The 23644-nt window shown below is 62.1% G+C and carries 20 protein-coding genes; 11 read left to right on the forward strand and 9 right to left on the reverse strand.

Translation table 11 applies throughout. The annotated features are described in order from the left end of the window. On the reverse strand, nt 1–1845 hold a 1845-nt coding region (locus tag AC0L2R_RS30765; RefSeq protein WP_473513358.1), incomplete at its 3' end, for a phosphoketolase family protein. A gap of 259 nt (nt 1846–2104) precedes the next feature. Here AC0L2R_RS30765 and AC0L2R_RS30770 point away from each other — a divergent pair. Both AC0L2R_RS30770 and AC0L2R_RS30775 read left to right on the forward strand, forming a co-directional pair. Then, the gene (locus AC0L2R_RS30770) at nt 2105–4099 is read left to right on the forward strand and encodes a protein-L-isoaspartate(D-aspartate) O-methyltransferase (protein ID WP_473513360.1); all 1995 of its coding nucleotides are present in this window, start codon (nt 2105–2107) and stop codon (nt 4097–4099) included. A 203-nt stretch (nt 4100–4302) separates the two neighbouring features. After that, on the forward strand, nt 4303–4509 hold the full coding sequence (locus AC0L2R_RS30775; protein ID WP_292549974.1) for a hypothetical protein: 207 nt from the start codon (nt 4303–4305) through the stop codon (nt 4507–4509). Between the two features lie 26 nt (nt 4510–4535). Here the strand turns inward: AC0L2R_RS30775 and AC0L2R_RS30780 are convergent, their stop codons facing one another. The 4 genes from AC0L2R_RS30780 to AC0L2R_RS30795 form a co-directional block, all read right to left on the reverse strand. Further along, nucleotides 4536–5030 (reverse strand): DUF1772 domain-containing protein, encoded by a 495-nt coding sequence (locus tag AC0L2R_RS30780; protein ID WP_473513362.1) that lies wholly within the window; start codon nt 5028–5030, stop codon nt 4536–4538. A 642-nt stretch (nt 5031–5672) separates the two neighbouring features. Then, complete coding sequence (locus AC0L2R_RS30785; protein ID WP_473513364.1) at nt 5673–7295, reverse strand: SpoVR family protein; 1623 nt, start codon at nt 7293–7295, stop codon at nt 5673–5675. Between the two features lie 9 nt (nt 7296–7304). Beyond that, nucleotides 7305–8615: a YeaH/YhbH family protein gene (locus tag AC0L2R_RS30790; RefSeq protein WP_473513365.1), complete on the reverse strand. Its 1311-nt coding sequence runs from the start codon at nt 8613–8615 to the stop codon at nt 7305–7307. A gap of 19 nt (nt 8616–8634) precedes the next feature. Then, nucleotides 8635–10584, reverse strand: coding sequence for a PrkA family serine protein kinase (locus AC0L2R_RS30795; protein WP_027151391.1), 1950 nt, complete (start codon nt 10582–10584; stop codon nt 8635–8637). A 469-nt stretch (nt 10585–11053) separates the two neighbouring features. On the opposite strand from AC0L2R_RS30795, the gene AC0L2R_RS30800 reads away from it, so the two are divergent. After that, nucleotides 11054–11239, forward strand: coding sequence for a hypothetical protein (locus tag AC0L2R_RS30800; RefSeq protein WP_473513367.1), 186 nt, complete (start codon nt 11054–11056; stop codon nt 11237–11239). A 36-nt stretch (nt 11240–11275) separates the two neighbouring features. On the opposite strand, the gene AC0L2R_RS30805 is transcribed toward AC0L2R_RS30800, so the two are convergent. Next, nucleotides 11276–11407, reverse strand: coding sequence for a hypothetical protein (locus tag AC0L2R_RS30805; protein ID WP_473513369.1), 132 nt, complete (start codon nt 11405–11407; stop codon nt 11276–11278). Nucleotides 11408–11558: 151 nt separating this feature from the next. Here AC0L2R_RS30805 and AC0L2R_RS30810 point away from each other — a divergent pair, with 151 nt between their 5' ends. From AC0L2R_RS30810 to AC0L2R_RS30845, 8 genes are all read left to right on the forward strand, one after another. Next, nucleotides 11559–12029 (forward strand): nucleoside deaminase, encoded by a 471-nt coding sequence (locus AC0L2R_RS30810; protein ID WP_473513370.1) that lies wholly within the window; start codon nt 11559–11561, stop codon nt 12027–12029. 378 nt (nt 12030–12407) lie between these two features. Beyond that, entirely contained in the window at nt 12408–13082 is a 675-nt protein-coding gene (locus tag AC0L2R_RS30815; protein ID WP_473513372.1) for a cytochrome c oxidase subunit II, read from the forward strand. Continuing rightward, nucleotides 13025–13276: a c-type cytochrome gene (locus AC0L2R_RS30820; RefSeq protein WP_473513460.1), complete on the forward strand. Its 252-nt coding sequence runs from the start codon at nt 13025–13027 to the stop codon at nt 13274–13276. The genes AC0L2R_RS30815 and AC0L2R_RS30820 overlap by 58 nt, the downstream gene beginning before the upstream one ends. Further along, entirely contained in the window at nt 13273–15789 is a 2517-nt protein-coding gene (gene ctaD, locus AC0L2R_RS30825; RefSeq protein ID WP_473513374.1) for a cytochrome c oxidase subunit I, read from the forward strand. The genes AC0L2R_RS30820 and ctaD overlap by 4 nt, the downstream gene beginning before the upstream one ends. A gap of 7 nt (nt 15790–15796) precedes the next feature. After that, complete coding sequence (locus tag AC0L2R_RS30830; protein WP_128166553.1) at nt 15797–16177, forward strand: hypothetical protein; 381 nt, start codon at nt 15797–15799, stop codon at nt 16175–16177. After that, the gene (locus AC0L2R_RS30835; RefSeq protein ID WP_023797787.1) at nt 16174–16797 is read left to right on the forward strand and encodes a cytochrome c oxidase assembly protein; all 624 of its coding nucleotides are present in this window, start codon (nt 16174–16176) and stop codon (nt 16795–16797) included. The genes AC0L2R_RS30830 and AC0L2R_RS30835 overlap by 4 nt, the downstream gene beginning before the upstream one ends. Further along, entirely contained in the window at nt 16797–17882 is a 1086-nt protein-coding gene (locus tag AC0L2R_RS30840) for a c-type cytochrome (RefSeq protein WP_473513376.1), read from the forward strand. The genes AC0L2R_RS30835 and AC0L2R_RS30840 overlap by 1 nt, the downstream gene beginning before the upstream one ends. A gap of 34 nt (nt 17883–17916) precedes the next feature. Beyond that, nucleotides 17917–19266: a PQQ-dependent sugar dehydrogenase gene (locus tag AC0L2R_RS30845; protein WP_473513462.1), complete on the forward strand. Its 1350-nt coding sequence runs from the start codon at nt 17917–17919 to the stop codon at nt 19264–19266. Nucleotides 19267–19358: 92 nt separating this feature from the next. On the opposite strand, the gene AC0L2R_RS30850 is transcribed toward AC0L2R_RS30845, so the two are convergent. From AC0L2R_RS30850 to AC0L2R_RS30860, 3 genes are all read right to left on the reverse strand, one after another. Further along, nucleotides 19359–20489 (reverse strand): GNAT family N-acetyltransferase, encoded by a 1131-nt coding sequence (locus tag AC0L2R_RS30850; RefSeq protein ID WP_473513378.1) that lies wholly within the window; start codon nt 20487–20489, stop codon nt 19359–19361. After that, nucleotides 20486–21475 (reverse strand): sterol desaturase family protein, encoded by a 990-nt coding sequence (locus tag AC0L2R_RS30855; protein ID WP_473513379.1) that lies wholly within the window; start codon nt 21473–21475, stop codon nt 20486–20488. Before AC0L2R_RS30855 ends, AC0L2R_RS30850 begins: the two co-directional genes overlap by 4 nt. A 241-nt stretch (nt 21476–21716) precedes the next feature. Then, a complete protein-coding gene (locus AC0L2R_RS30860) occupies nt 21717–23624 on the reverse strand; it encodes a heparinase II/III family protein (protein ID WP_473513381.1) in 1908 nt (635 codons plus the stop codon). Nucleotides 23625–23644: the final 20 nt, after the last annotated feature.

The following is a 23644-nucleotide window of genomic DNA, read 5'->3' on the forward strand; positions in this document are numbered from 1 at the left end:
CCCCCAGATTCCCGCCCCCGCCCTGCAGTGGGCCTCCGCGGCGTCGACGGACAGCCATTGCGGCGCCGGCTGCTTGCCGGCGGTGATGACGTTGATGCGGTTATAGGTTCTCAGGCAATGGTCGGTGATCCACAGCAGCGTGTTGGCATCCGGCGGGAAATAGAGCCTGACCGTGTCGGCCTTCTTGTTGGCGACGAAATCGGCAAAGCCCGGATCCTGGTGGCTGAAGCCATTGTGATCCTGCCGCCAGACATGCGAGGTCAGCAGGTAATTGAGGGAACCGATCGGCTCGCGCCAGGCAAGCTCGCGGGATGTCTTCAGCCATTTCGCATGCTGGTTGACCATGGAATCGACGATGTGGATGAACGCCTCGTAACAGGAGAACAGGCCATGGCGGCCGGTCAGCAAATAGCCCTCCAGCCATCCCTGGCAGAGATGCTCGCTGAGCACTTCCATGACGCGGCCGTCCCGGGAGAGTTTTGCGTCATAGGGCTCTATCCGCTGCATCCAGACCCGGTCGGTAACCTCGAATACCTCGTCAAGCCGGTTGGAGGATGTCTCGTCCGGCCCCATCAGCCGGAAATTCCCGGCCTGCGCATTCAGGCTCATGACGTCGCGAAGATAGCCCCCGAGAACCCGCGTCGCCTCGGCCTTGGCGCCACCCGGACGCGGCACATCAAGCGCCAGGCTTTTCCAATCGGGAAGCACGAGGTCGCGCTTCAGCAGTCCGCCGTTGGCATACGGGGTTGCGCCCATGCGCTTGGATCCGGTTGGCGCAAGCGCCGCCAGCTCTGGAAGAAGATGCCCGCTGTCGTCGAACAGCTTTTCCGGTTCGTAGCTCCGCATCCAGTCTTCGAGGATCTTGCGGTGTCCCGCATTGCTGCGGGCGTTCGACACCGGCACTTGATGCGAGCGCCAGAAATCCTCGACCTTCTCGCCATCGACCTCCTTCGGGCCGGTCCACCCCTTCGGGCTGCGCAGCACGATCATCGGCCACAGCGGACGCTCTCCTTGCCAGAACGGCGTACGGGCGCGCTCCTGGATCGAGCGGATTCTGTCGAGCACGGTGTCCAGCTTGATGGCCATCAACCGATGCATGGGAACCGGCTCGTGACCTTCGACGAAAAAAGGTTCGTAGCCATAGCCGGCGAACAGGGCTCGCAATTCCACGTCATCCATGCGGGCAAGGATCGTCGGGTTGGCGATCTTGTAGCCGTTGAGATGCAGGATCGGCAGGACAGCGCCGTCGGATGACGGGTTGAGGAACTTGTTGGAGTGCCATGCCGCCGCGAGCGGACCGGTTTCCGCTTCGCCGTCGCCGACGACGCAGGCGACCACCAGATCGGGATTGTCGAAGGCCGCGCCGAAAGCATGGACCAGCGCATATCCCAGTTCCCCGCCTTCATGGATCGAGCCGGGCGTTTCCGGAGCAGCGTGGCTCGGCACTCCGCCGGGGAACGAGAATTGCCGAAAAAGTTTCCTCAGGCCGTCTTCGCCCTGGCCGATTTCGGGATAGATTTCGCTGTAGCTGCCCTCAAGCCAGGTGTTCGCCACCATCGCCGGGCCGCCATGACCCGGGCCGCAGATAAACAGAACGTCGAGACCGCGTTGACGGATGACGCGGTTCAGGTGGACGTAGATGAAGTTGAGGCCAGGCGTCGTGCCCCAATGGCCAAGCAGCCGCGGCTTGACGTGTTCGGCTTTCAGCGGCTCGCGCAGCAGCGGATTATCCATCAGATAGATCTGGCCAACCGAAATGTAGTTCGCGGCCCGCCAATAGCGGTCCATGAGATCGACCTGATAAAGGCCCGTTGTGGTCGCAGCTTTCTGAGCCTCGTCGTTCATCGAAAATTCTCCAGAATGCGTTCGCCCGTCGATATCTGGAGTGACATCGCTCTGGAGAAAGGATTTCACGGAAATAAGTTCGGCTGGAGCCGCCATTTGCGCCCGCCAATCGCTCTTTTGCAGGAACCTGGAAGCTCGCCAGCGGTTAGGGAGACTAGCCGCCCGATATGAGTTGCCGAGGCCGAGCGCCTACCCGAGAAGCCGTCGGGCACGATCAGGGGACAATCGGGGGCTGTCAGTTCGCAAGAGGAGCAAAAAGATGCTCGATCTTTCCCGCGCACGCAACCGAATGGTCGAAATCCATCTCAGCCGCCGTGGCATCCATGACCGCGAGGTGCTGGAAGCGATGCGCGAGGTTCCGCGCGAGGCATTCGTCGCTCCCGGCTTTGAAGAATTCGCCTATGAGGACGGGCCGCTGCCGATTGCCGAGGGTCAGACGATATCGCAGCCCTACATCGTCGCCTTGATGATCGAGATGGCGGAAATCGGACCGGGCGACCATGTCCTCGAGGTTGGCACCGGTTCGGGCTACGCGGCTGCCGTGATGAGCCGGCTCGTCGAACGCGTCTACACGATCGAGCGCCACGCCGGGTTGGCCGAAACGGCGAGACAGCGGTTCCAAGAGCTTGGCTACGACAATATCGAAGTCCGCACCGGCGATGGCACCAAAGGCTGGCCCGACGCGGCGCCCTTCGACACCATTCTGGTCGCCGCCGGCGGACCCGGTGCGCCGCTTGCGCTTCAGGAACAGCTCGACGTCGGCGGCAGGCTCGTCATCCCGGTCGGCGACGATCCGCATGATCAGCGCCTTCTCAAGGTCACCCGAACCGGCGCTGCGACTTACAGCGAGGAGGATTTCGGCGGCGTGCGGTTTGTCCCGCTCATCGGCGAGCAGGGCTGGCCCGAGAGCGGCAACCGTATCGCGAATGATCGTCCGTCCGGACGCGCACGCACGCGCAGCCTGCCCGAGATGATCGCGGCGGCGGCCGAACCGCTGCCGGACTTCGACGATCCGGCGTTCGGCGCATTGTTCGACCGGTTTGGCGACCGGCGCGTCGTCCTGCTCGGTGAAGCGAGCCACGGCACGTCGGAGTTCTACCGGGCCCGCGCCGCGATCACCCGCAGGCTCATCGAGAAGCACGGCTTCACCATCGTCGCCGTCGAGGCCGACTGGCCTGATGCAGCGGCGATCGATCGCTACGTCCGCCATCGGCCGCCACGCGCCAACGCCGATCCGCCGTTCCAGCGGTTTCCCACCTGGATGTGGCGCAACACCGACGTTGCGGCGTTCGTCGACTGGATGCGACATCACAATGAACGCATCAGGCTATCGTCCCGACTGGCGGGGTTCTATGGCCTCGACATCTACAATATGAGCGGATCGATCGCCGCGGTTCTACAATATCTCGATCGGGTCGATCCGCAGGCAGCAAAGATCGCGCGTGAACGCTATGGCTGCCTGACGCCTTGGCAACATGAACCATCCACCTACGGCCGTGTCGCACTCACATCGGGTTTCGAGAAATGCGAGCAGGCCGTGCTCGAACAATGCCGCGAACTGCTTGCCAGGCAGCTCGACTATGCCCAGCAGGACGACGTCGATTTCATGGATGCGACCCAGAATGCCCGGCTGATCGCTTCCGCGGAACGCTACTACCGGATCATGTATTATGGCGGCGCGCAGTCCTGGAATTTACGCGACACCCATATGTTCGAGACGCTCGAGCATCTGCTGGAAGCTCGCGGGCCGAACGCCAAGGCGGTCGTGTGGGCGCATAATTCCCATATCGGCGATGCCCGCTACACCGAAATGGGGAATGTCAGGGACGAAGTGAATATCGGCCAGTTCTGCCGCCAGCGCTTCGGCGACGAGGCAGCCTTGATCGGGCTCGGCACGCATTCCGGGACAGTCGCCGCGGCCTCCGACTGGGACAGCGAGATGGAAATCAAGCGGGTGCGGCCTTCCCATAGCGATAGTTACGAGCGGCTTTGCCATGATAGCGGCGTCTCGCGTTTCCTGCTCGATATCAAGCGCGACGATACGTTGCGCGAGCGGCTTCTGGAGCGTCGGCTGGAGCGCTTCATCGGCGTGATCTATCGGCCGGAAACCGAACTGCGCAGCCATTACGCGGATGCCTCTCTTGCCCAGCAGTTTGACGCGTTCGTCTGGTTTGACGAAACCGTCGCGGTGACGCCGCTTGGGCCGGAGCATGTCGGAACCGGCGTTCCCGACACCTATCCGTTCGGGCTTTAGCCGCCTCTCGGACAAGGCCGCGTCGAGGTGAGTTTCGGCGGAACATTCATCGCGCCGTGCTGTTTCTAGTGCATGTCGCCCAAAAGTGCGCAGCGGTTTTGGGACAACGACATGCATAAAAACAAAGATTTAAAGCGCGTCGATTGAATCCGTTTCAACGCGATGCGCTTTAGAACAGGAACCCTTTTCGAAGGAGCTATGCCATGAGCGGAACCAAACATCCAAAGTGGAAAAAACCGAGCGATGCCGATCTGAGGAACAATCCCGGTATCGGGAGCTCCAAGGGCACGATCAAGGAAGGCGACGAAGTCTTGCTCGAAGGCGAAAACACCATCGAAGGCGACGTCGAGAACGACACCAACGCCCTTGGCGGCATCAATCCAAGGCAAAAGATGCGGACGAACAAGTAGCGCCGCTGCGCATCCCTGCGCGTTGTTCACTCCCCAGCAAAAAACGTCGCGGCAGCGGCAATTGAGACCAGGCTTAGCATCGCCAGGCCTGCCCTGGCGATGTGCGAGGCTTCCCAAACGTCGCGCAGGTCTGTCCAGTCGCCGCTTTGCTTCCGACGGAGCATTGAAAAAAACGTCGCGGCTGGCTTAGAGACAGCGACATCCTGCACCCAGAAATTGTTGACGGGATGCGTGACCAGCCAATAGACCGCATGTTCCGCCACGAGGAAGACAAGGGCCGCCAAGGTCCACCAGAATCTAGCGCCAGGATAAGGCGTGAGGTAAAGCAGGGTGGCGAGTGCAACGATGCCGCCGATCTCGGCAAACCCGCCGATCGTGAAACCGGGATAGTAGATGGTCTGCACAGATTTGTAGGTGGCCTCCTTGAGGCGCAACTTGCCGGGCAACTCCAAAGCGTGCGCAAGCGACAGCGCCATCGTGGTTGCGACCAGAAGAAGGGTGACAATCATGAACGCGCGCATGCTGTTCCTCCCTGAACCGTCTTGGCAATACGCGGCGTACATAGCGTGCTCGCCGACACGGTAAAGGTGACGAAGGTGGAGCCGCCGCTCCATTATTCAACGCCGCTGGCATAGAGCCCCACCGCCAAGGCATGGAACCATCGTTCGGCGCGATGGTTGTCACCCTGGATGATCCTCCTCCGAGCAAATGGAAGGAGACACATGCCGCTGTGAACGACCCACGTCTAGGCCGGGGTCGACAGCGAGAAACGAGCTATTCATTGGCGCCGGAGCTGTTGAGTGGAAACACATTGGCGCCGAGGAGATGTGAAGCAAGCTTCGGGGAGTCTCCGATGACCGATCCTGATCCAGACCCGAACAATCCCGTGCCGATACCGGATAATCCCAATCCTGAGCCGGCCCGGCCGCCTGCTCCGCCGGAGACTCCGCCTGGTGAGCCTCCGGGCGTTCCTCCGCCTTCGCCTGATCCCGTTCCCAGCCCCGAAAGGCAGCCCGTCGAAATTCCTCCCGATATACCACCGGAGATCCCCACGGAACCGACCTTCCCGGGTCCGACCGCCAGGGCATTGGACCCGGAGCATTGGACCCAGGAGTAAAAACCCGGCGGTAGAACGACGCCGTCGCCGGCCATTCCGGTTTTGGTCATTCCCCGATTTGGCTGGTCGAACGTTCGTTGAGCGTCGCGCCGGTTTGCGCATCGATCGCCGCCAGGCTGACCTCATAGCCCCACAGGGTCCGGATATGGCGCAGCGTCGCGTCGCGACCGCCCTCCTCCAGCATGATGCCGTTCTTCACCTTGTGCTCCAGTCGCAACTGCCGGTCGCCGAGCAGATCGACATCCACAACCTGGATATCCGGCCGGCTCGCGCCGATGTCGTAGCTCTGGGCGAGCCCGGCGCGTATCTTTTCGTAGCCACGCTCATTGTGTATCGACGCGACTTCGTAATGCGGCTCGCTGGCGGCGTCGGCGAGGACAAAGAACCGCCATTTCCGCATCAGAGCGGGGCTCAGATACTGGCGGATGAAAGATTCGTCGCGATGGTTCGCCCACGCGTCGAGCAGGGTTTCGCGCCAATCGCCGTTGCCGGCGATATCGGGGAACCAGTCACGATCCTCGGCAGTCGGCTCGGTCGCTATGCGCTGGATGTCCTGCATCATGTCGAGGCCCAACGCATAAGGATTGATGCCGGAAAACCGCGGGTCGTCGAAGCCCGGCTGAAAGATCACGTTCGAATGGTTGCGCAGGATTTCCAGCATCGCGCCTTCGCTGATCAGGCCACGATCGAACAGCATGTTCATCAGCGTGTAGTGCACGAAGGTGGCGCAGCCTTCGTTCATCACCTGCGTTTGCCGCTGCGGATAAAAGTATTGCGCGACGACGCGGACGATCCTGACGATTTCACGCTGCCAGGGCTCCAGGACCAGGCTGTTTTTTTCCAGGAAGTAAAGCAGGTTCTCCTCGGGCAACTTGAGCGTTTTCTTTCGCTCCGCGATGTCGGAATTCTTTTCCCCAACATTGTCTCCACCCTTCGAAGGCGGCAGCGTGCGCCACAGATCGTTGTAAGAACGCTCTTCGTACTCCAGGCGCTCACGAACGCCTACACGCTGCCGCTCCGACGACAGCTTCGGCGGCCGGCGATATCTGAAGACCCCCTGTTCCATCAGCGCGTGGGCCGCATCGAGGATCGCCTCCACCGCGGCAACGCCGTGCCGCTCCTCGCAACGGGCAATGTAACCCTTGGCAAAGTCCAGATAACTCAGGATCGCGCTGGCGTCCGTCCATTGCCGGAACAGATGATTGTTCTTGAAAAAATGATTATGGCCAAGCGCTGCATGAGCTGTCACCAGGGCCTGCAGGGCCATGGTGTTTTCCTCCATCAGGTAGACGATGCAAGGATTGGAATTGATCACCAGCTCATAGGCGAGCCCCCGCCCGCCCTTGCGGTAGAGCAATTCCTGGTAGAGAAAATGCTTGCCGAAGGACCAGTGGCGATACATCAGCGGCATGCCGACCGAGGAATAGGCGTCGAGCATCTGCTGGGACGAGATGATCTCCATCTGCACCGGATAGATGTCGAGATGAAGCTCTTCGATGGCGATCGCCTCGATCGCTTCGTAGGCGCGCGACAGTGTCTTGAAATCCCAGTCGGACCCCGAAAAGAGCAAACCTGATTTGCTGGTTTGGCCTGGTTTGCCGGTTTGGCCTGATTTGCTGGTTTGGCCCGACTTGCTGGTCTGGCCCGACTTGATGGTCTGGTTCGCCATCGGCTCCCCTCAAGCGCTTTTCTGCAAGACCGGCTGCCTGGCAAAGAGCTGGCGAAAGACCGGATAGATGTCGGCTGCGTTGGCGATACGGCTCATCTGGAAATTCGGCCATCGCTGGTTGACAACGCTGTAGGCGCGCCAGAGCGAGGTTCCATTGTCGGTGGTGCCGAAAATATGGCTCTCACGTTCGTCGATGATCTCGACATAGGCGAAATACTGGCACAGGCGCATGATCTGGCCGTCCATCAGGCCGATGCAGCGCTCAGAATCGGTGACGAAATTGTCGCCGTCCGACGCCTGGGCGGCATAGATGTTCCACTCGTTGCTGGGATAGCGTTGCGCGATGATGCGGTGCATTTCCTCGAGTGCCGTGGAAACAACCGTGCCGCCGCTTTGCGTATTGTAGAAGAAGGTTTCCTCGTCCACCTCCTGCGCCTCGTGCGTATGGCGGATGAAGACGATTTCGGTGCGGTCGTAGCGCCGTTTCAGGAACAGGTGCAGCAGCACGAAGAAGCGCTTGGCCAGATCCTTCTCGCGTTCGCCCATCGAGCCGGATACGTCCATGAGACAGAACATGACCGCATTGGCGTTCGGTACGGGCTGGGCGTCGAAACGGTTGAAGCGGATGTCGACGGGATCGACATAGGCGATCCGCTTGCGGCGGCGCTCAAGTCGCTCAAGCTCCTCCCGCAGCGCTGCAATGCGCTGGCGTGCCGGCGCCGCGATCTGCGGCTCGGCCTCCAGCATTGCGAGTTGCTCCGCAATCGCATCGAGTTCCTCCTGCTTGGGGCGCCTTAGCGCAATCCGGCGACCATGGCTGTTTCGCATCGTGCGCCCGACATTGATGTTGGTCGGCGAACCGGTCGCCGCGAACCCGGCGCGGCGCGGTTTGAAGGATAGTATCTCCTTGAGGTTGAGCTTGACCATGTCGGGAAGTTCGAGATCCTCGAAAAAGAGGTCGAGCACCTCCTCGCGCGAGAGCACGAAACGAAAATCGTCCTCCGAGACCGTTTTCCCGGGAGATGAGCCGCCGCCGCCCTGGCCGGGCTTCGGAACCCGGTCGCCCGGGGCGAAATGCTTGTTGCCCGGCAGGATGTGCTGCCGCCTGCCGCTGTCCTTGGCATCGCTGAAGCTCGGCTCTGCTGTGCCCCTCGCCGGCATCGAGACGGTGTGCTCGCTGTCGACATCGGCGATCTTGCCGGTACGGATCCGATCCCGGATGCTTCGCTTCAGCTCTTCGCGCGCACGCTTCAGGAAGCGCTGGCGGTTGCCGAGGCTCTTGTCCTTTGGGTTCAGTCGGCGATCGACAAAGATCGGCATGGAACCATCCCGGCCGGACTCAGCCCGCCTTGTTCACCCGCATGTACCAGTCCACCAGCCGGCGGACCTGGCGTTCGGTGTAACCGCGTCCGACCATCCGATGCACGAACTCGGTATGCCGCTTCTCCGTTACGCTGTCCTGCTTGGAGCCGAAGCTGATCACCGGGAGCAGATCCTCGACCTGGCCGAACATCCGCTTCTCGATAACTTCGCGCAGCTTTTCATAGCTCGTCCACGACGGGTTGCGGCCATGGTTCCTCGCCCTTGCGCGCAACGTGAACTTCACGACCTCGTTGCGGAAGTCCTTGGGGTTGGCAATGCCGGCCGGCTTTTCGACTTGCGACAGTTCGTTGTCCAGCACCTCGCGATTGAGGATCTGGCCGGTATCGGGGTCTTTGTAGTCCTGGTCCTCGATCCAGGCATCGGCATAGGCGATGTAGCGGTCGAACAGGTTCTGGCCGTATTCGCTGTAGGACTCCAGATAGGCCTTCTGAATTTCATGGCCGATGAACTCGGCATAGCGCGTGGCCAGTTCCGACTTTATGAAGTCGAGATAGGCGGCTTCCGTTTCCTTGGGGAACTGCTCGCGCTTGATCGCCTCCTCCAGAATGTACATCAGGTGCACGGGATCGGCGGCCACTTCCTTGGTGTCGTAGTTGAAGGTCTGCGACAGGATCTTGAAGGCAAAGCGCGTGCTGACGCCGGTCATGCCTTCATCGACCCCGGCGGCATCGCGGTATTCCTGAACCGACTTCGCCTTGGGATCTATGTCCTTGAGGTTCTCGCCGTCATAAACGCGCATCTTGGTGTAGAGCGGCGAATTGTCGTGCTCGGCCAGACGGGTCGAAACGGTGAACCGGCTGAGAATGTCGAGAACCTCCGGTGCACAGGAACTGGAGGCCAATTCGCTTTCGCGCAGCAGCTTTTCGTAGATCTGCCTTTCTTCGGTGACCCGCAGGCAATACGGCACCTTGACCACCAGGATACGGTCGAGGAATGCCTCGTTGTTCTTGTTGTTCTTGAACTGCAGCCATTCCGATTCGTTGGAGTGGGCTACGACGATGCCCTGATACGGGAAAGATCCGAAGTTTTCCGTACCGTTGTAGCTGCCTTCCTGGGTAGCGGTCAGCAACGGATGCAGGACCTTGATCGGCGCTTTGAACATCTCGACGAACTCGAGCAGCCCCTGCGTGGTCCGGTTCAGGCCGCCGCTGTAGGAATAGGCGTCCGGATCGGATTGGCTGAAATGCTCGAGCTGTCTTATGTCGACCTTGCCGACCAGGGCCGAAACGTCCTGGTTGTTCTCATCGCCTGGCTCGGTCTTGGAGATGCCTATCTGGCGTAGCCGCGAAGGCATAAGCTTGACGACGCTGAACTTGGAGATGTCGCCGGACAGTTCGTCGAGGCGCTTGGCCGCCCATGGCGAGATAAGACCGTTCAGCCGGCGCCGCGCGATGCCGTATTTGTCCTCCAAAAGGTCGCCCATGCGGTCAGGATTGAAAAGCCCGAGCGGCGATTCGAAAACCGGACTGATCTGGTCGCCGACCTTCAGCGTATAGATCGGACGCTCCTCCATCAGCTTCTTCAGCCGTTCGGCGAGCGAGGACTTGCCGCCGCCGACAGGGCCAAGCAGATAGAGAATCTGCTTGCGCTCCTCGAGCCCCTGAGAGGCATAGCGGAAATAGCCGGCTATGCGCTCGATCGTGTCCTCCATGCCATAGAACTCGGCGAAGGTGGGATAGACCTTGATTGTCCTGTTCGAGAAAATGCGGCCGAGCCGCTCATCCATGCTGGTGTCGATCAGGGTGGGCTCGCCGATCGCCTCGACCATCCGCTCGGGCGCCGAAGCATACATCGATTTATCCTCGCGGCAGGCAAGGAGATATTGCTGGATGCTTATCTCCTCCTGCGCCGCATTGGTGTAAATCTCCGAAAACAGATCGAAGACGTCGGAGTGGTTCTCGCGCATGGTATTCCTCGCCCCGGCCGGTCTGGTTGCTGTCGCCTCTTCACTCAACTGTCGGAAAGCCTTTGTGGTTCCCTATTACACGTAGTGCGTCTGCGACCGGATGTTAGGGGTCCAGACAGATATCGTGAACGCCTGGAAGTCAGCCAGCGAATGGCTCGCACAATGGAACGTTTCCGAGGGAAGTCCATTCTTCCACCAGCGCTTGCCGAGCGCAACAGCCCGCTGGGTACAAGTTGCCTTTCTGAAGCAATAAACCGCCCGCGCTCAGCAGTTGCCCGCGCTCAACGGTTGCCCGCGCTCAACAGTTGCCCGCGCTCAGCAGTTGCCCGCGTTCAGCAGTTGCCCGCGTTCAGCACTTGAATGGCGAATCACTGGCCATTCGGCGAAGAGAGCTGCACTGCGGTGTCCAACCCTGCACCGGGAGCAACGGTTTCGCTCCTGATAGGTAACGAGGGAAAGGAGATGTTCCATGTTCGAGAACAGCATGTGGTTGATCGTCGTTGCTGGAGGCCCGCTACTGCTGGCAATCCTGCTCGCCTACGCACTCCTTACGTGGCGACGCCGGGGGCCTGCAGCGCGCAGAGAAAGCGATCGGGCCACCGAGCGACTGTATCGCGAGGAAAACGGCCCGGGCAGAGGCGGTAAAACAACGTAAAACACGTCGCATGAAGTCGGTCGAACGCGACTCGCTTTAGACTCCATCACTTTCGGGCCAAAGCGCCCGGATCTGCTTCGGCAACGCGTCCCGCACCTTGGCCGACTGGCCGAGGTCGACATGCCTGGCGAGTACCTTGAACACGGATCTCAAGCCGGTTGCGCTCATCGTCGCCTCCTCTGGGCAATCCAACACCCGCCCAAAATGCCCGTCATGACGCGCAAACGGCGATCTAGCGCAATTGTTTCGTCACTCGTTGAAAATTGTCCAAGAGGTCTTTACGCGTACAGTTACGAACGGGCACCCCAAGGAGGCGGCCATGAAGAGCGATACCGAATATCTACGTCTCGCCGTGGAGATCGCCACCGAGAGCCGGGCGAGTGGCAATCATCCTTTCGGGGCGCTCCTGGTCGGGCCGGAAGGCGACGTGCTGCTTTCGTCGGGCAACACCTACGCGCGGGATCGCGGCGTTGGCCACGCAGAGGCAAACGTGGCCCGCGCGGCTGCGCAGCAATACGACCCGACCTTTCTCGAGCGATGCACGCTGGTGACCTCGGTCGAGCCGTGCTGCATGTGCGCCGGGGCCTGTTACTGGGCCGGCATCGGCACCGTGGTCTACGGACTCAGCGAAAGGCGGCTGGCCGAGCTGACCGGAGACAATTCGGAGAATCTGACCCTCGATCTGAGCTGTCATCAGGTGTTCGCCGCCGGACGGCGCCATGTAGCAATCCGTGGCCCATTCCCTGAACTCGAAGAACAGATCGTAACCGACCACAAGGATTTCTGGTGACAGAACCAGTCATAAAAGGACTGCTGTCGGTGAAGAATCCGTAGCCTCTGCGGCGCCACGAGCTCCGGCCACTTCTGGCCCAAAGGTGTCACACGCGAGGCCCGCGTCTTGTTGCAGAAAGCCATCGACTCGCGCGCAAAACCGCCGACACGCAAAACCGTCCACTGACTCGACCGACACGTTCATTCCACCAGTTCGAACGCTCAGTTGCCCGGAACCTTCCGCCCCTCTCGCCGGTTTACCGCGGAGGGGTTGCAAATGGGTCGATATTTCAGCCTGTCAGCTGCGTCATTATTGCTCGCGAGCGGCTCTGCCGGCGCCCAGACGAGCACTCAGTCGGCACTTGAGTCCGCGGGAGCGGAAGCGCAGCAGGTAGAAATGCTGTTTTGGGTCATGCTAAGCGGCGGCGCCGTCATCTGGCTGGGCGTGGTCGGCCTGCTTCTTCATTCAGCCCTCGTCAATCGCCGCAGGCTGGCCGAAAAGTCTGCCAGCAGCATCATCCTTTGGGGCGGCGTAGTCTTCCCCTCGGTCACGCTTTGTGCGCTGCTCGCCTATGCGCTGTGGCTGATGCCTGGCCTTCGGCCCTTCGCCCAGGCGAGCCCCGCCGCCCTGCGGATCGAAGTCACCGGCAGGCAGTTCTGGTGGGAAGTTGTCTATCACCCTCCTCTGGGACCGCCGGTCGCGTCTGCCAACGAGATCAGGCTGCCGGTCGGCGAGCGGGTCGAATTGACCCTGAAAAGCGCCGATGTGATCCATTCCTTCTGGATCCCACCGCTCGGCGGCAAGATGGACATGATCCCCGGCCGCACCAACAGGCTTTCGATCATGGCCACCAAAGCTGGTCTATTCCGCGGCCCGTGCGCGGAATATTGCGGCACGTCTCACGCGCTGATGGCGCTCTCGGCCGTCGCCATGGCGCCCGAGCCTTCCGGTCCTGGCTTGCCGCCCAGGCAATTCCCGCGGAAGGGGCCGGCGCAAGCGGCGGCGCGCTGTTCCTGCGCCATGGCTGCGGGTCCTGCCATGTCGTCGCGGGCACCGATGCGCGCGGCCTGATCGGCCCGGATCTTTCGCATATCGGTTCCCGCGCCACCGTCGCAGCCGGAATCCTGCCCAACACCGAAGACGCCGTCGCCAGCTTCATCGCCCGGCCCGAGCTGATCAAGCCCGGCTCCAGGATGCCGGCCTTCGACATGTTGCCGCCGGACGACATTCGCGCCATAGCCGCCTGGCTGAGAGGCCTGCGATGAGCGCTGCGGTCAAGGAGCGTTCGCCGGAAGAATACAAGGCGCAGGAACAGCGGCTGCGCGCTGTGTGGGCCAATCCGACCGGTTGGCGCTACTGGACCTCGGTGAACAATTACCAGATCGGCCTCTGGTACGGCTCGGCCGCCTTCGCCTTCATGCTGTTTGCCGGCGTGCTCGCGCTGCTGATGCGACTGCAGCTCGCCGTGCCCGACAACGACTTCCTCTCGGCCGATTTATTCAACCAGGCTTTCACCCTGCACGGCACGGTGATGATGTTCCTGTTCGCGGTGCCGATCTTCGAGGCGGTCGCGATCTTCCTGCTGCCGCCGATGCTGGGCGCCCGCGAAATGCCGTTTCCGCGCCTCGGAGCCTTCAGTTTTTGGAGCTTTTTGCTCGGCGGTATCTTCGTCTGCGGCTCGATCTTCTTCAATGCGGCGCCGTCGGCAGGCTGGTTCATGTATCCGCCGCTCGCCACCGACAAGGAGTTCTCCGGCATTGGCGCCGACATCTGGCTGCTCGGCCTTTCCTTCATCGAAGTCGCCTCGATCGCGGCCGCCGTCGAGCTCATCGTCGGCATCATGAAATGCCGCGCGCCGGGCATGCGCATCAATCTGATGCCGCTCTTCGCCTGGTACCTGCTGATCGTTGCCGGAATGATCCTGTTCGCCTTCCCGCCGCTGATCGCCGGCGACCTCCTGTTCGAGATGGAACGGATGTTCGATTGGCCGTTCTTCGACGCAGCGCGCGGCGGCGACCCGCTGCTGTGGCAGCATCTGTTCTGGATATTCGGCCATCCGGAAGTCTACATCATCTTCCTGCCGGCGATCGCGCTGATGGCCATGATCGTGCCGACTTTTTCCCAGCGTCCGATCGTCGGTTACTCCTGGATCGTGCTCGCGGCAGTGGGGACAGGGTTCCTTTCCTTCGGCCTGTGGGTGCACCATATGTTTGCCACAGGCCTGCCGCAGATCTCGCTGGCCTTCTTCTCGGCGGCCTCCGAGGCGGTGGCGATCCCGACGGGCGTGCAGATCTTCGTCTTCATCGCCACCATGCTGGCCGGCCGGGTGATCTTCTCGACCCCGATGCTGTTCGGCACCGGAGGGCTGGCCATCTTCGTCATTGGTGGCCTGACGGGCGTCATGGTGGCGCTCGCACCCTTCGACTGGCAGGCCCACGACACGTATTTTGTCGTTGCGCATCTCCATTATGTGCTGATCGGCGGCATGCTTTTCCCGGTCGTGGCCGGGCTCTATTACTATTACCCGCTGATCGACGCGAAGAAGCTCTCAGACGGGTTGGGGCGGCTCGCCTTCTGGCTGATGTTCTGCGGCTTCAACATTGCCTTTTTCCCCATGCATCTGAGCGGCTTGCGCGGCATGCCCCGTCGCGTCTTCACCTATCCAGCCGAAATCGGCTGGGACTGGCTGAACCTGATCTCGACGGCCGGAGCCTTCATTTTCGCCGCGGGCGTGCTGGTGGTCGTCTTCGACGTGCTCAGGCCAAAGCACCGGCAGCCGCGCGGCGAATTCAACCCGTGGAATGCCGGCACGCTGGAATGGATTTCCGAGCCGGAGGAGAACTGGGGCGTCCGCTCGATACCCATCGTGCGCAGCCGCTACCCCTTGTGGGACCAGAAGGACCTTGCCCGCAAAGTCAATGAAGGCCGCTATTATCTGCCCGACGCGGAAGAGGGATGGCGCGAGGGACTGGTCACCACCGTGCTCGACGCCGAACCCGTCCAGGTGCTGCGGGTCGGCGGCACCTCCCATGTCACCATCGTCTCGGCTCTTTCGCTCGGAGGCGCCTTCATCGCGCTTACCTTCCACTGGTGGATCGCGACGGCGCTGGCCGCAATCATCTGCTTTTGCGCAGTCATCTACTGGCTCTGGACGGGCACTGGCGAAATCCCCGAGAAGCCGGAAAAGGATGTCGGCCTGGGCCTCAGCCTGCCGCTTTATGCCTCCGGCTCCGATTCGGTCGGCTGGTGGGCGATGTTCATCACCATGGTGGGCGATGGCACCGCGTTCGCCAGCCTCGTCTTCGGCTATTTCTTCTACTGGACGATCCATGCCAACTTCACCGCGGGGATTGCCGGGCCCGATGCGGTCTGGTCGCTGGTCGCTGCCAGCCTGTTCGCTGCGGCGTGGGGCCTGATGGTGGCGGCACGCACGGTCAACAGGCGCGGCGCTACGGCCACTATGCGCGGCTTGCTGGTGCTGTCCCTGCTAACGACTGTTGCTGCGTCCGCCACAGGCCTGGCCGCGCCATTGTCTCCAGGCATGGACCCGACGCGCCACGTCTATCCCGCAATCGTCTGGATCCTGGTGATCTGGGTGCTCGCCCATGCAGCGCTCGGCACAGTCATGCAGGCCTATTGCCTGGCCCGCTCGCTGGCCGGCCGACTGACGCCGAAGCATGACCTGGATCTAGGCAATGTGGTGCTCTACTGGCATTTCCTGCTGATTGCCGCCGTCACCACCTTCGCCATCATCGGCCTCTTTCCGGCAGCGATGTGAGGCGCCGATGTGGCTTGTCCCAAAACAGATCGAGACACTGTGGACGCTGTTCACTGCGCCGGTGGTGTGGGCTGCGCATTTCCTTGTTTGCTACATCGGCGCAGCGATCTATTGCGCCAAGCCCGAGCTTGTCGGGCTGAGTTTCAGCGCTGTGCGCGCCGGCATCGCCGCCGCCACCGTGATCGCCCTCTCGCTGATCGCGCTGTCAGCATGGCTCGCCTGGCGGCAATGGGGCTTCGGCACAGACGATCCGCCGCACGACGATCCGACGAGACGCGACCGGACCCTGTTCCAGGGCTTTGCGACGCTGCTGCTCTCGGGTCTCAGCTTCATCGCCGTGATCTTCACCGCGATGCCTGCATTGTTCCTGACGGAGTGTATCCGGTGAGACGCGCCTGCCTCATCCTCGGCATCCTCGTCCTTGCCCTGGTCTGGCTCGGGCCGCTGCTCGATGGCTTGCGGGATTCGTTTTCGGCGCACATGCTGGCGCATATGGGAGTGGTGGCGATCGCCGCGCCGCTGATGGCGATTGGGGTCCCGCTCGGCCCGACACCAGGTGCGAGCCGGGCGTTCACCCTCGCCCTCCCCGCCTCCCTCGTCGAACTCATCGTCGTCTGGTCCTGGCACGCACCGGCCTTGCGGGCTCTGGCGCAAAGCTCGCTGTTTGTCACCGCTGTCGAGCAGGTCACGTTCCTTGCCGCCGGGCTGTTCCTGTGGCTGGCCTGCCTGCCGCGCCGCGGCTCGGACACCACAGGCTATGCCGCCGGCGCCTTCGCCCTGCTTCTGACGTCCATCCACATGACCTTGCTCGGCGCGCTGCTGGCGCTGACCCCGCGGCCGCTTTATGGGACCGGCGAGACAAGCTGCTTCGGCATCGCGCTTTCCGCCCAGCAGGATCAGGAACTTGGCGGCGTCATCATGCTTCTGGTCGGCGCCGCGGTCTACCTGGCCGGCGGCGTGACGCTTTTCGCGCGCATCCTCGCCACACCACCCCGGAAGACGGTCTGATGCATATCAGCTGGAAGAAGCTCGCCATAGCGCTTACCATTCTGCCCTTCGTCGTGGTGCTGGGGGCCTGGATCGGCTTTTTCAATGTCGGTGCCTCGAGCGGCCACTGGAAGATCACGGAATGGTTCCTCCATTTCGCCATGCGATCGGCTGTGCGCACCTATGCCCTGGCGGTCGACGCTCCAGAGGCTCTGCCGCGCCATGCGATTCAGCCGGCCGCCGGGCATTTCGCACGCGGCTGCGCCATCTGTCACGGCGCGCCGGGCGAGCCGCGATCTCCTGTCGTCATGAGAATACTGCCGCAGCCGCCTGACCTTGCCGGGGCCGTCGGCGAATGGTCGGACGCGGAGCTTTTTCGTATCGTCAAGCACGGCGTGCGTTTCACCGGCATGCCGGCCTGGCCGACGCAGGAACGCGACGACGAGGTCTGGGCGATGGTCGCCTTCCTGCGCGAACTGCCGTCGCTGGACGAGGCCGCCTATCGCGATCTCGCCTATGGCGAAAGGCTTGCGCCTCCCGCAGGCGCTGCCGAAACCCTGCCGCAAGCGCTGGCGGATTGCGCCCGCTGCCACGGCGAGGACGGTTTTGGACGCGGTCCCGCGATACCCGTTCTGGCCGGGCAGAGCGAGGCGTATCTGCTTGAAAGCCTGCGTGCCTATGCCGAGGAAGGCCGGGCAAGTGGGTTGATGAGCCTGCCCGCCATTGCGGCAGGGCCTCAACTCTGGCCGGACCTGGCCAGGCATTTCGCTGCCCTGCCGGCGATGCACCCCGGCGGCGGCGGCGATCCAGCACTTGTCCGGCGCGGCAAGGAAATCGCCGAGAGCGGCGTCAGGCAGGCCAATGTGCCCGCCTGTCTCGGCTGTCACGGAAGACAGGACCGCAGCCCGCTCTATCCCTCGATCGCCGGCCAGCCGGCGCCCTACATCGAGACGCAGCTTGGGTTGTTCAGGGCGGGAAAGCGGGGTGGAACGCGCTTCGGCCATCTCATGGCAAATGCCGCGAAGGGTCTGACGGACGACGACGTCCGCGCGCTTGCGGCCTACTTCTCCCGATCGGCCGCTGCGTCGGCAACCGCAACGCGATAAGCGCGTTTGCGTTCTTTCGACGTTTTTCGAGGTTCTGGTGAAAAACTTGGCCACCGCCCTTCTCATACTGATCATTGTTCTCGTAACCGCCGCAGGAGCGATCTTCTTCCTGTCGCGCGAAGAGGCGACCGTTCCGATCGCCGAGACCTATGGCCCCAACCCGACCCTGCCGGAGCCCAATCCGACCTGGCTGCCGACCGTCCATGTCGCTAAGGCCATGCCATGGCCGCAGGGCACCAAGCCGACAGCGGCCCAGGGATTTGCAGTCAACGAATATGCCCGCGGGCTCGACCATCCGCGCTGGCTGTATGTGTTGCCAAACGGCGACGTGCTGGTGGCCGAGAGCAATGCGCCGCCCAGGCCGGAGGAGGGCTTCAGCATACGGCGCTTCTTCGTCAATTTCTTCCAGAGCCAGGCCGGCGCGGGGACGCATAGCGCCAATCGCATCACGCTGCTGCGCGATCAGGACGGCGACGGGGTGGCAGAAACCAGAACCGCCTTTCTCACCGGGCTGTTCTCGCCATTCGGCATGACCCTGCTCAACGGCAAGCTCTACGTCGCCAACGCCAATGCAATCGTGGCCTTTCCCTACCAGGAGGGTGCGACCGAGATCACCGCACCGGCGGAGAAGATCGTCGACCTGCCTGCGGGGAGGAACCACCCCTGGACCAAGGACGTGACCGCCTCGCAAGACGGGAAGAAGCTCTATGCGACGGTCGGATCCAATTCCAATGTCGGCGAGAACGGCCTGGAGGCAGAGCAAAACCGCGCCGCCGTGCTGGAGATCGATCTCGCCTCGAAGCAGACGCGTCTCTTCGCCTCCGGCCTGCGCAATCCGAACGGCCTGTCGTGGCATCCGCAAAGCGGTGAGCTCTGGGTCGTCGTCAACGAGCGCGACGAGATCGGCAGCGACCTGGTGCCGGATTACATGACTTCGGTGAAGGATGGCGGCTTCTATGGCTGGCCTTACAGCTATTTTGGCCAGCACGTCGATAATCGCGTCAAGCCGCAGCGGCCCGACCTCGTCGCCCAGGCGATCAAGCCGGACTATGCGCTCGGGGCGCACACGGCTTCATTGGGACTGACCTTCAACACAGGCGACCTGTTCGGTCCTCAATACAGGAATGGCGCTTTCGTCGGGCAGCATGGCTCGTGGAACCGCAGGCCGCACAGCGGCTACAAGGTGATTTTCGTGCCGTTTTCAGGCGGCAGGCCCTCCGGCCCGCCCCAGGACATCCTCACCGGCTTCCTGAGCGAGGACGACAAGGCTTTTGGCCGTCCCGTGGGCGTGGCGATAGACCGGCGCGGCGCCCTGCTGGTGGCGGATGATGTCGGCAACAAGATCTGGCGGGTCGTTCCAGCTCAGACGCAATCGGCACTTTGAGCAGTTCGTGCTGCCGGCGGCCCGGAAGCGATATGGCACCGCTTGCCATTGCCGGTCGGACACGGCGTTCCGGCGCCGATCAAAGCCGAAAATCAAGCTGTCGTTGCCAATCCGCGCCCGCGTGCGTGCCGGACCCTTTGACGCATACGATCGGCAAGGGAAGCGAGCGAGCCTTGCGCCGTGCGCGTCCCAAGGACGGATTGCAGGACAACGCCCTGCGTTGCGAATTTATGCTTGAACGCCTCTGCGCCGCACAGGAAATCGACCGTGCTCAAGCCGTGATCGAACGACCACTGTATGTAGTCCATCATCAGGATCATGCCCGGCGACGCTTGGCTGAAATCCGGATCGAAAGTGGTCACGAACGCCATCATGGTGTGGTGCTGGACGAAGTTGATGGAAACCGCGACCATTGCGCCATTGCATTCAAGTACGAAAATGTGCAGCACGCCGGCACGCGCCAGCGCGTCAACAAGTGCGGCCAGTACCGGCGCTCCCTCTTCGAAAAGTTGCGATTCACGCTTGCGCTCGACCAGCCATCTGCGCTTCAGGGCAGAGAGCCGGTCGAGTACCGGCTGCAGTGGCTCGTCTGGCGCAAGCAGGCGAAATTTCATTTCGCCGGCTTCTTCCAACGTCTTGACGCCGCGCCGATAATTCTGCCGTGTCTTTTTCGACTGCTCCGCGAACCACGCCCCTCCGCTCGCCCACTGTCCGGCGACGCGATAACTGACTTCCTCCCTGTGATTGGGGCGAAGTCTGATCCCGCTGGAGGTATCCGGAGTGAGAATTTTGCGGGCCGCCGCACCCGGCAAGAGACGATTGAGAAAGGCAATATCGAAGCCACCGGCGTCACAGATCCGGGCCCATACTCCCTGCAGGGCCGATAACGAGCATTCCGGAGCAACGAGAATATCGCCGTAATCGGTATAGCTGCTGGCCGCCCATTCGAGAAACCGCAGGCCCTTGCGCTTGCGGATCGCCATGGGAACGACAGCAACGAGCCTGTCACCATTCCAGACCAGGCCGATCCGCAGCGCGCGCTGGTCACGGTCCGCTACGGTATTCCACCAGGCCGAAATCCAGGCATGACTCTGAAAGACCAGCCCATCGGTGCGATGCCAGAGATGCGCCCAATCGGCTTCGATCGCAGCCAGGCGATCCGCCGAACGGACAACTTCCAGGCGCTCTGCGCTCGAGGCGTCAATCGAAACAATGGTGTTCATGAAGGGGAACGATCCTCTGCGATGGCATCCGGACGCCTCTGGAACAGTCTGCGGACATGCCCTCCCATCTTCCTGAGCGGCAGGATGTAAAGCCCAAAGAGCGATTGATAGTCGCGCACATCGCGATCAATCAGGCCAAATTTGAGGTCTTCATCCGGATCCGGGACAAACTGCGTCCCGAAGAGGCGATCCCAGAACGAAAACAGCAGGCCAAAATTCTTGTCGTAGTGGCGAGGGTCGATGCTGTGGTGCACCTGGTGCCAGTGCGGACACAAGATGACGTTGTTCAATGGGCCGAAGGAAATCTTGAAATGGGTATGACGAACAAAGTCCATCATCAGGATGTTGCGGATGACATAGACGTTGATGCCGAAGATGGCGATCTCGACTGGATCGAGCGCGATCAGGCTCCAGATGCCGAAGCAGATCCCCGGGATGACGCCATCCCAGATACGGTTCATCAGGTCGTCCAGCGGGTGAACCCTATCCTTGGTGATTCCCACCATCACCTCGGCCGAATGATGCACTTTGTGCAATTCCCACAGGAACGGGAAGTGGTGCTGGGCGACATGGTAGAGATAGTATGAAATGTCGTAGGCGATCAGCATGGTTGCGGTGAAGACGACGATCGTCACCGGTCCGGCCGCGCCATCGATGAGCGGCGCCTGGATACCCAGCAGCCAGCCGATTGCGTGGTGCGTCCCATAGCCGACGGCGGCAACGAAGGTGACGCCGGCAGGGATGAGCAGGAATGGCATTATCGCCCGTTTGGTGACCCAAAATAGGACATCCGCTCGCGCCGACGGGTGCAGGATGACTTCCGCCGGGAAAGCGAAATCGAAAAAGTCCCTGAGGGATTTATGCTCGACAGTCCGCCAGTAAGCGACCACCGCGCTCCCCAGTGCGGTGAAAAGCAGGAGGCCGAGCGTCACCAGATCGACGTTCGAAAGCTTTTCCACAATCAATCCGGCGAATTCAGAAAACATCGGTGCGGTGGCTCCTGGGCCGTAAAATGGCCGTCCGGCGAATTGCGAAGCAAGAAACTTGCCAAACCCACTGCATGTTGCCGGCAACCAAATGGCTATTGCGGCTGCAACAAGCATAAGCATGCCGGATTTGCGCCAGACTAGCAGTTCAACCGTAACAAAACGCTAAAAGTTCGAACGCAATTAATCTCGAACATGCCGAAACACCGGAGAGGCCGCTCCGCTGCAGCGCCGGTCGCTATCATAGCGGCGGCGGGGCGATTGCTGCGAGCTGTATCTCAATTCCGTCTTCGCCCACTTCGCCACGCCAGGCGATGCGTTCGGCCGGCTGCCTGACGCCAAAACGCGGCGAAACCCAGCCGCCCTGCCCCGGTGCGTCGCCGCCGGCACGGATGTCGACCGCAGCGTCCGGAAAGCGCATGGCTATCAGCGGCTCATCGCCGCGCAATACCGTGACCGTGTTTTCGTCCCGGTCGGTGCCGAGGCCGGCTGCGAGTTGAAAGACGATCTCGGCCACACGCCTGCCGCCGAGCAGTTGGTCGGTCAGGACGATGCCGTCGGCCCGGTGCATCACGGTGCGCTGATGCATGACGCCGAAGCGGCTTTTATAGCCGTCATGGCGGGCGCGCAGCTTCCAGTGCGTTCCCGGCTCGCTCTCCACCAACTCCGCAACCGCCTTGTGCGACCAGTTGAACATCCCGGCGATGATGCTTTGGCTTTTGCCCTCGATATTCAGCGTGTTATGCGCCGGTGTCGAGCGAAACCAGTCGCGCCAGACGCCTCCCGAACCGTAGAGCCAGGTGCCGGGATCGACCAGCACCGGCTCGCCATCGATGCACAAGGTGAGCGACAGCGCGTCGGCATGGCCGTGAGCCGCTATCGAGAGATAGCCGAGCGGGCCGTGGTCGAATGTCAGATCGATGCTGCGGCCGTTCATCTCGCCGCGCCAGACCGAGAGCCCGCTCTGCGTGAACGTTTGCAGCCCACGCGACACCGGTGCCGGCTCCGACGGCGTGCCAAAGACAAGCGCCCGAAAATCGTCGGGCTCAGCAGCGTTGCCCGGCATCTGTAGAAAGCCATGGATGGCGGCGGCGACGGATCGGACATAGTCCGGCTCGTCACCGAGCGTCAGCACGCGACCTTCGTCATTGTCGCCAAAGCCGGCGGCTGGTGGCAGCCAGGCGACGAAATTGGCAAAAGCGGCCAGGCGCGCTTCAACGGGCGAGGCAAACGGCGTTCCGGCCTGGCGTGCCGCTGCGACGCACAGCAAGATCAGTTCGGCGGTGAAGGCCGCGTAAGTCGGGGTCTGCTCGGCACCGGCGCCATCGGCGAGAATCTGCTTGCGCGCCTCACCCAGGAGGGCTTCGCGTGCAGCGTCGGGTGCGGCCCCCAATGCCAGGCCGATCAGATACTCGCCAGCCAGTTCTGCGACGAGATGATTGTTGGCGGAGGAAAAACGGGAGGGGAACCGCGGCAGCCAATAGGCGCTTGCCGCCAGTATTTCGCCCACGTGCTGCCGTGTCGCCGCGCCAAGTCGGTCGCCGACCAGGTCCATGGTGACAATCAGGCTGATGGCTCGCAGCGCGACTTCGATGCCGGAGGCCCAGCCGACCCCCCGAAACGGCGGGTTGGCTGAATGCCAGCTGTCGATCGCCGCCTCTATGGCCCTCCGGGACTGGTCGTCGCCGGCGAGAAGCAGGTGGGCGGCCAGTGGCGGCAACTGCTGCAGCCGGTTGATCTCCCACACGTATTTTACATCGCCGCGGCCGCCGCCATGGCGAAAATCGATATCGAAAGTATGGGCCTCGGCACCCGGCCAAAGCCCGCCGGTCACCGGATCAAGGCGCCAAAGCTCGGGAGGAAACAGCCGATCGGGATCGCGCCGTGGCCATGTCCGCCCAAGTGCGGAAAACTCGCCGCCAAGCGCCTTTTGCGCCGCCGCCGCTATGGCTTGCCGTTGTGCCGGTGTCGCAGCCAGCACAGCATCGCGCAATCCACGCAGCACCGGATGCAACCGGGGCGAAGCATAACGCTGCCAACCGCCGTCGCGGCGGCGCGAAGCGATCCTTCGACGCTGCTCGCCCAGCCGGTGCAACACCTCAGCCGGCTCCATGCTGCGCAACCGGTTGATGTACCAGCCGATTCTCATACCGCCCCGCCAGGGTTTCG

The sequence above is a fragment of the Mesorhizobium sp. WSM4820 genome (assembly GCF_055811075.1).

Excerpts from the sequence above, each read along its gene's own strand:
- AC0L2R_RS30770 (WP_473513360.1), top strand. The coding sequence starts at position 2,105 with ATGCTCGATCTTTCCCGCGCACGCAACCGAATGGTCGAAATCCATCTC.
- AC0L2R_RS30775 (WP_292549974.1), top strand. The coding sequence starts at position 4,303 with ATGAGCGGAACCAAACATCCAAAGTGGAAAAAACCGAGCGATGCCGAT.
- AC0L2R_RS30780 (WP_473513362.1), bottom strand. The coding sequence starts at position 5,030 with ATGCGCGCGTTCATGATTGTCACCCTTCTTCTGGTCGCAACCACGATG.
- AC0L2R_RS30785 (WP_473513364.1), bottom strand. The coding sequence starts at position 7,295 with ATGGCGAACCAGACCATCAAGTCGGGCCAGACCAGCAAGTCGGGCCAA.
- AC0L2R_RS30790 (WP_473513365.1), bottom strand. The coding sequence starts at position 8,615 with ATGCCGATCTTTGTCGATCGCCGACTGAACCCAAAGGACAAGAGCCTC.
- AC0L2R_RS30795 (WP_027151391.1), bottom strand. The coding sequence starts at position 10,584 with ATGCGCGAGAACCACTCCGACGTCTTCGATCTGTTTTCGGAGATTTAC.
- AC0L2R_RS30800 (WP_473513367.1), top strand. The coding sequence starts at position 11,054 with ATGTTCGAGAACAGCATGTGGTTGATCGTCGTTGCTGGAGGCCCGCTA.
- AC0L2R_RS30805 (WP_473513369.1), bottom strand. The coding sequence starts at position 11,407 with ATGAGCGCAACCGGCTTGAGATCCGTGTTCAAGGTACTCGCCAGGCAT.
- AC0L2R_RS30810 (WP_473513370.1), top strand. The coding sequence starts at position 11,559 with ATGAAGAGCGATACCGAATATCTACGTCTCGCCGTGGAGATCGCCACC.
- AC0L2R_RS30815 (WP_473513372.1), top strand. The coding sequence starts at position 12,408 with ATGCTGTTTTGGGTCATGCTAAGCGGCGGCGCCGTCATCTGGCTGGGC.
- ctaD (WP_473513374.1), top strand. The coding sequence starts at position 13,273 with ATGAGCGCTGCGGTCAAGGAGCGTTCGCCGGAAGAATACAAGGCGCAG.
- AC0L2R_RS30830 (WP_128166553.1), top strand. The coding sequence starts at position 15,797 with ATGTGGCTTGTCCCAAAACAGATCGAGACACTGTGGACGCTGTTCACT.
- AC0L2R_RS30840 (WP_473513376.1), top strand. The coding sequence starts at position 16,797 with ATGCATATCAGCTGGAAGAAGCTCGCCATAGCGCTTACCATTCTGCCC.
- AC0L2R_RS30850 (WP_473513378.1), bottom strand. The coding sequence starts at position 20,489 with ATGAACACCATTGTTTCGATTGACGCCTCGAGCGCAGAGCGCCTGGAA.
- AC0L2R_RS30855 (WP_473513379.1), bottom strand. The coding sequence starts at position 21,475 with ATGTTTTCTGAATTCGCCGGATTGATTGTGGAAAAGCTTTCGAACGTC.
- AC0L2R_RS30860 (WP_473513381.1), bottom strand. The coding sequence starts at position 23,624 with ATGAGAATCGGCTGGTACATCAACCGGTTGCGCAGCATGGAGCCGGCT.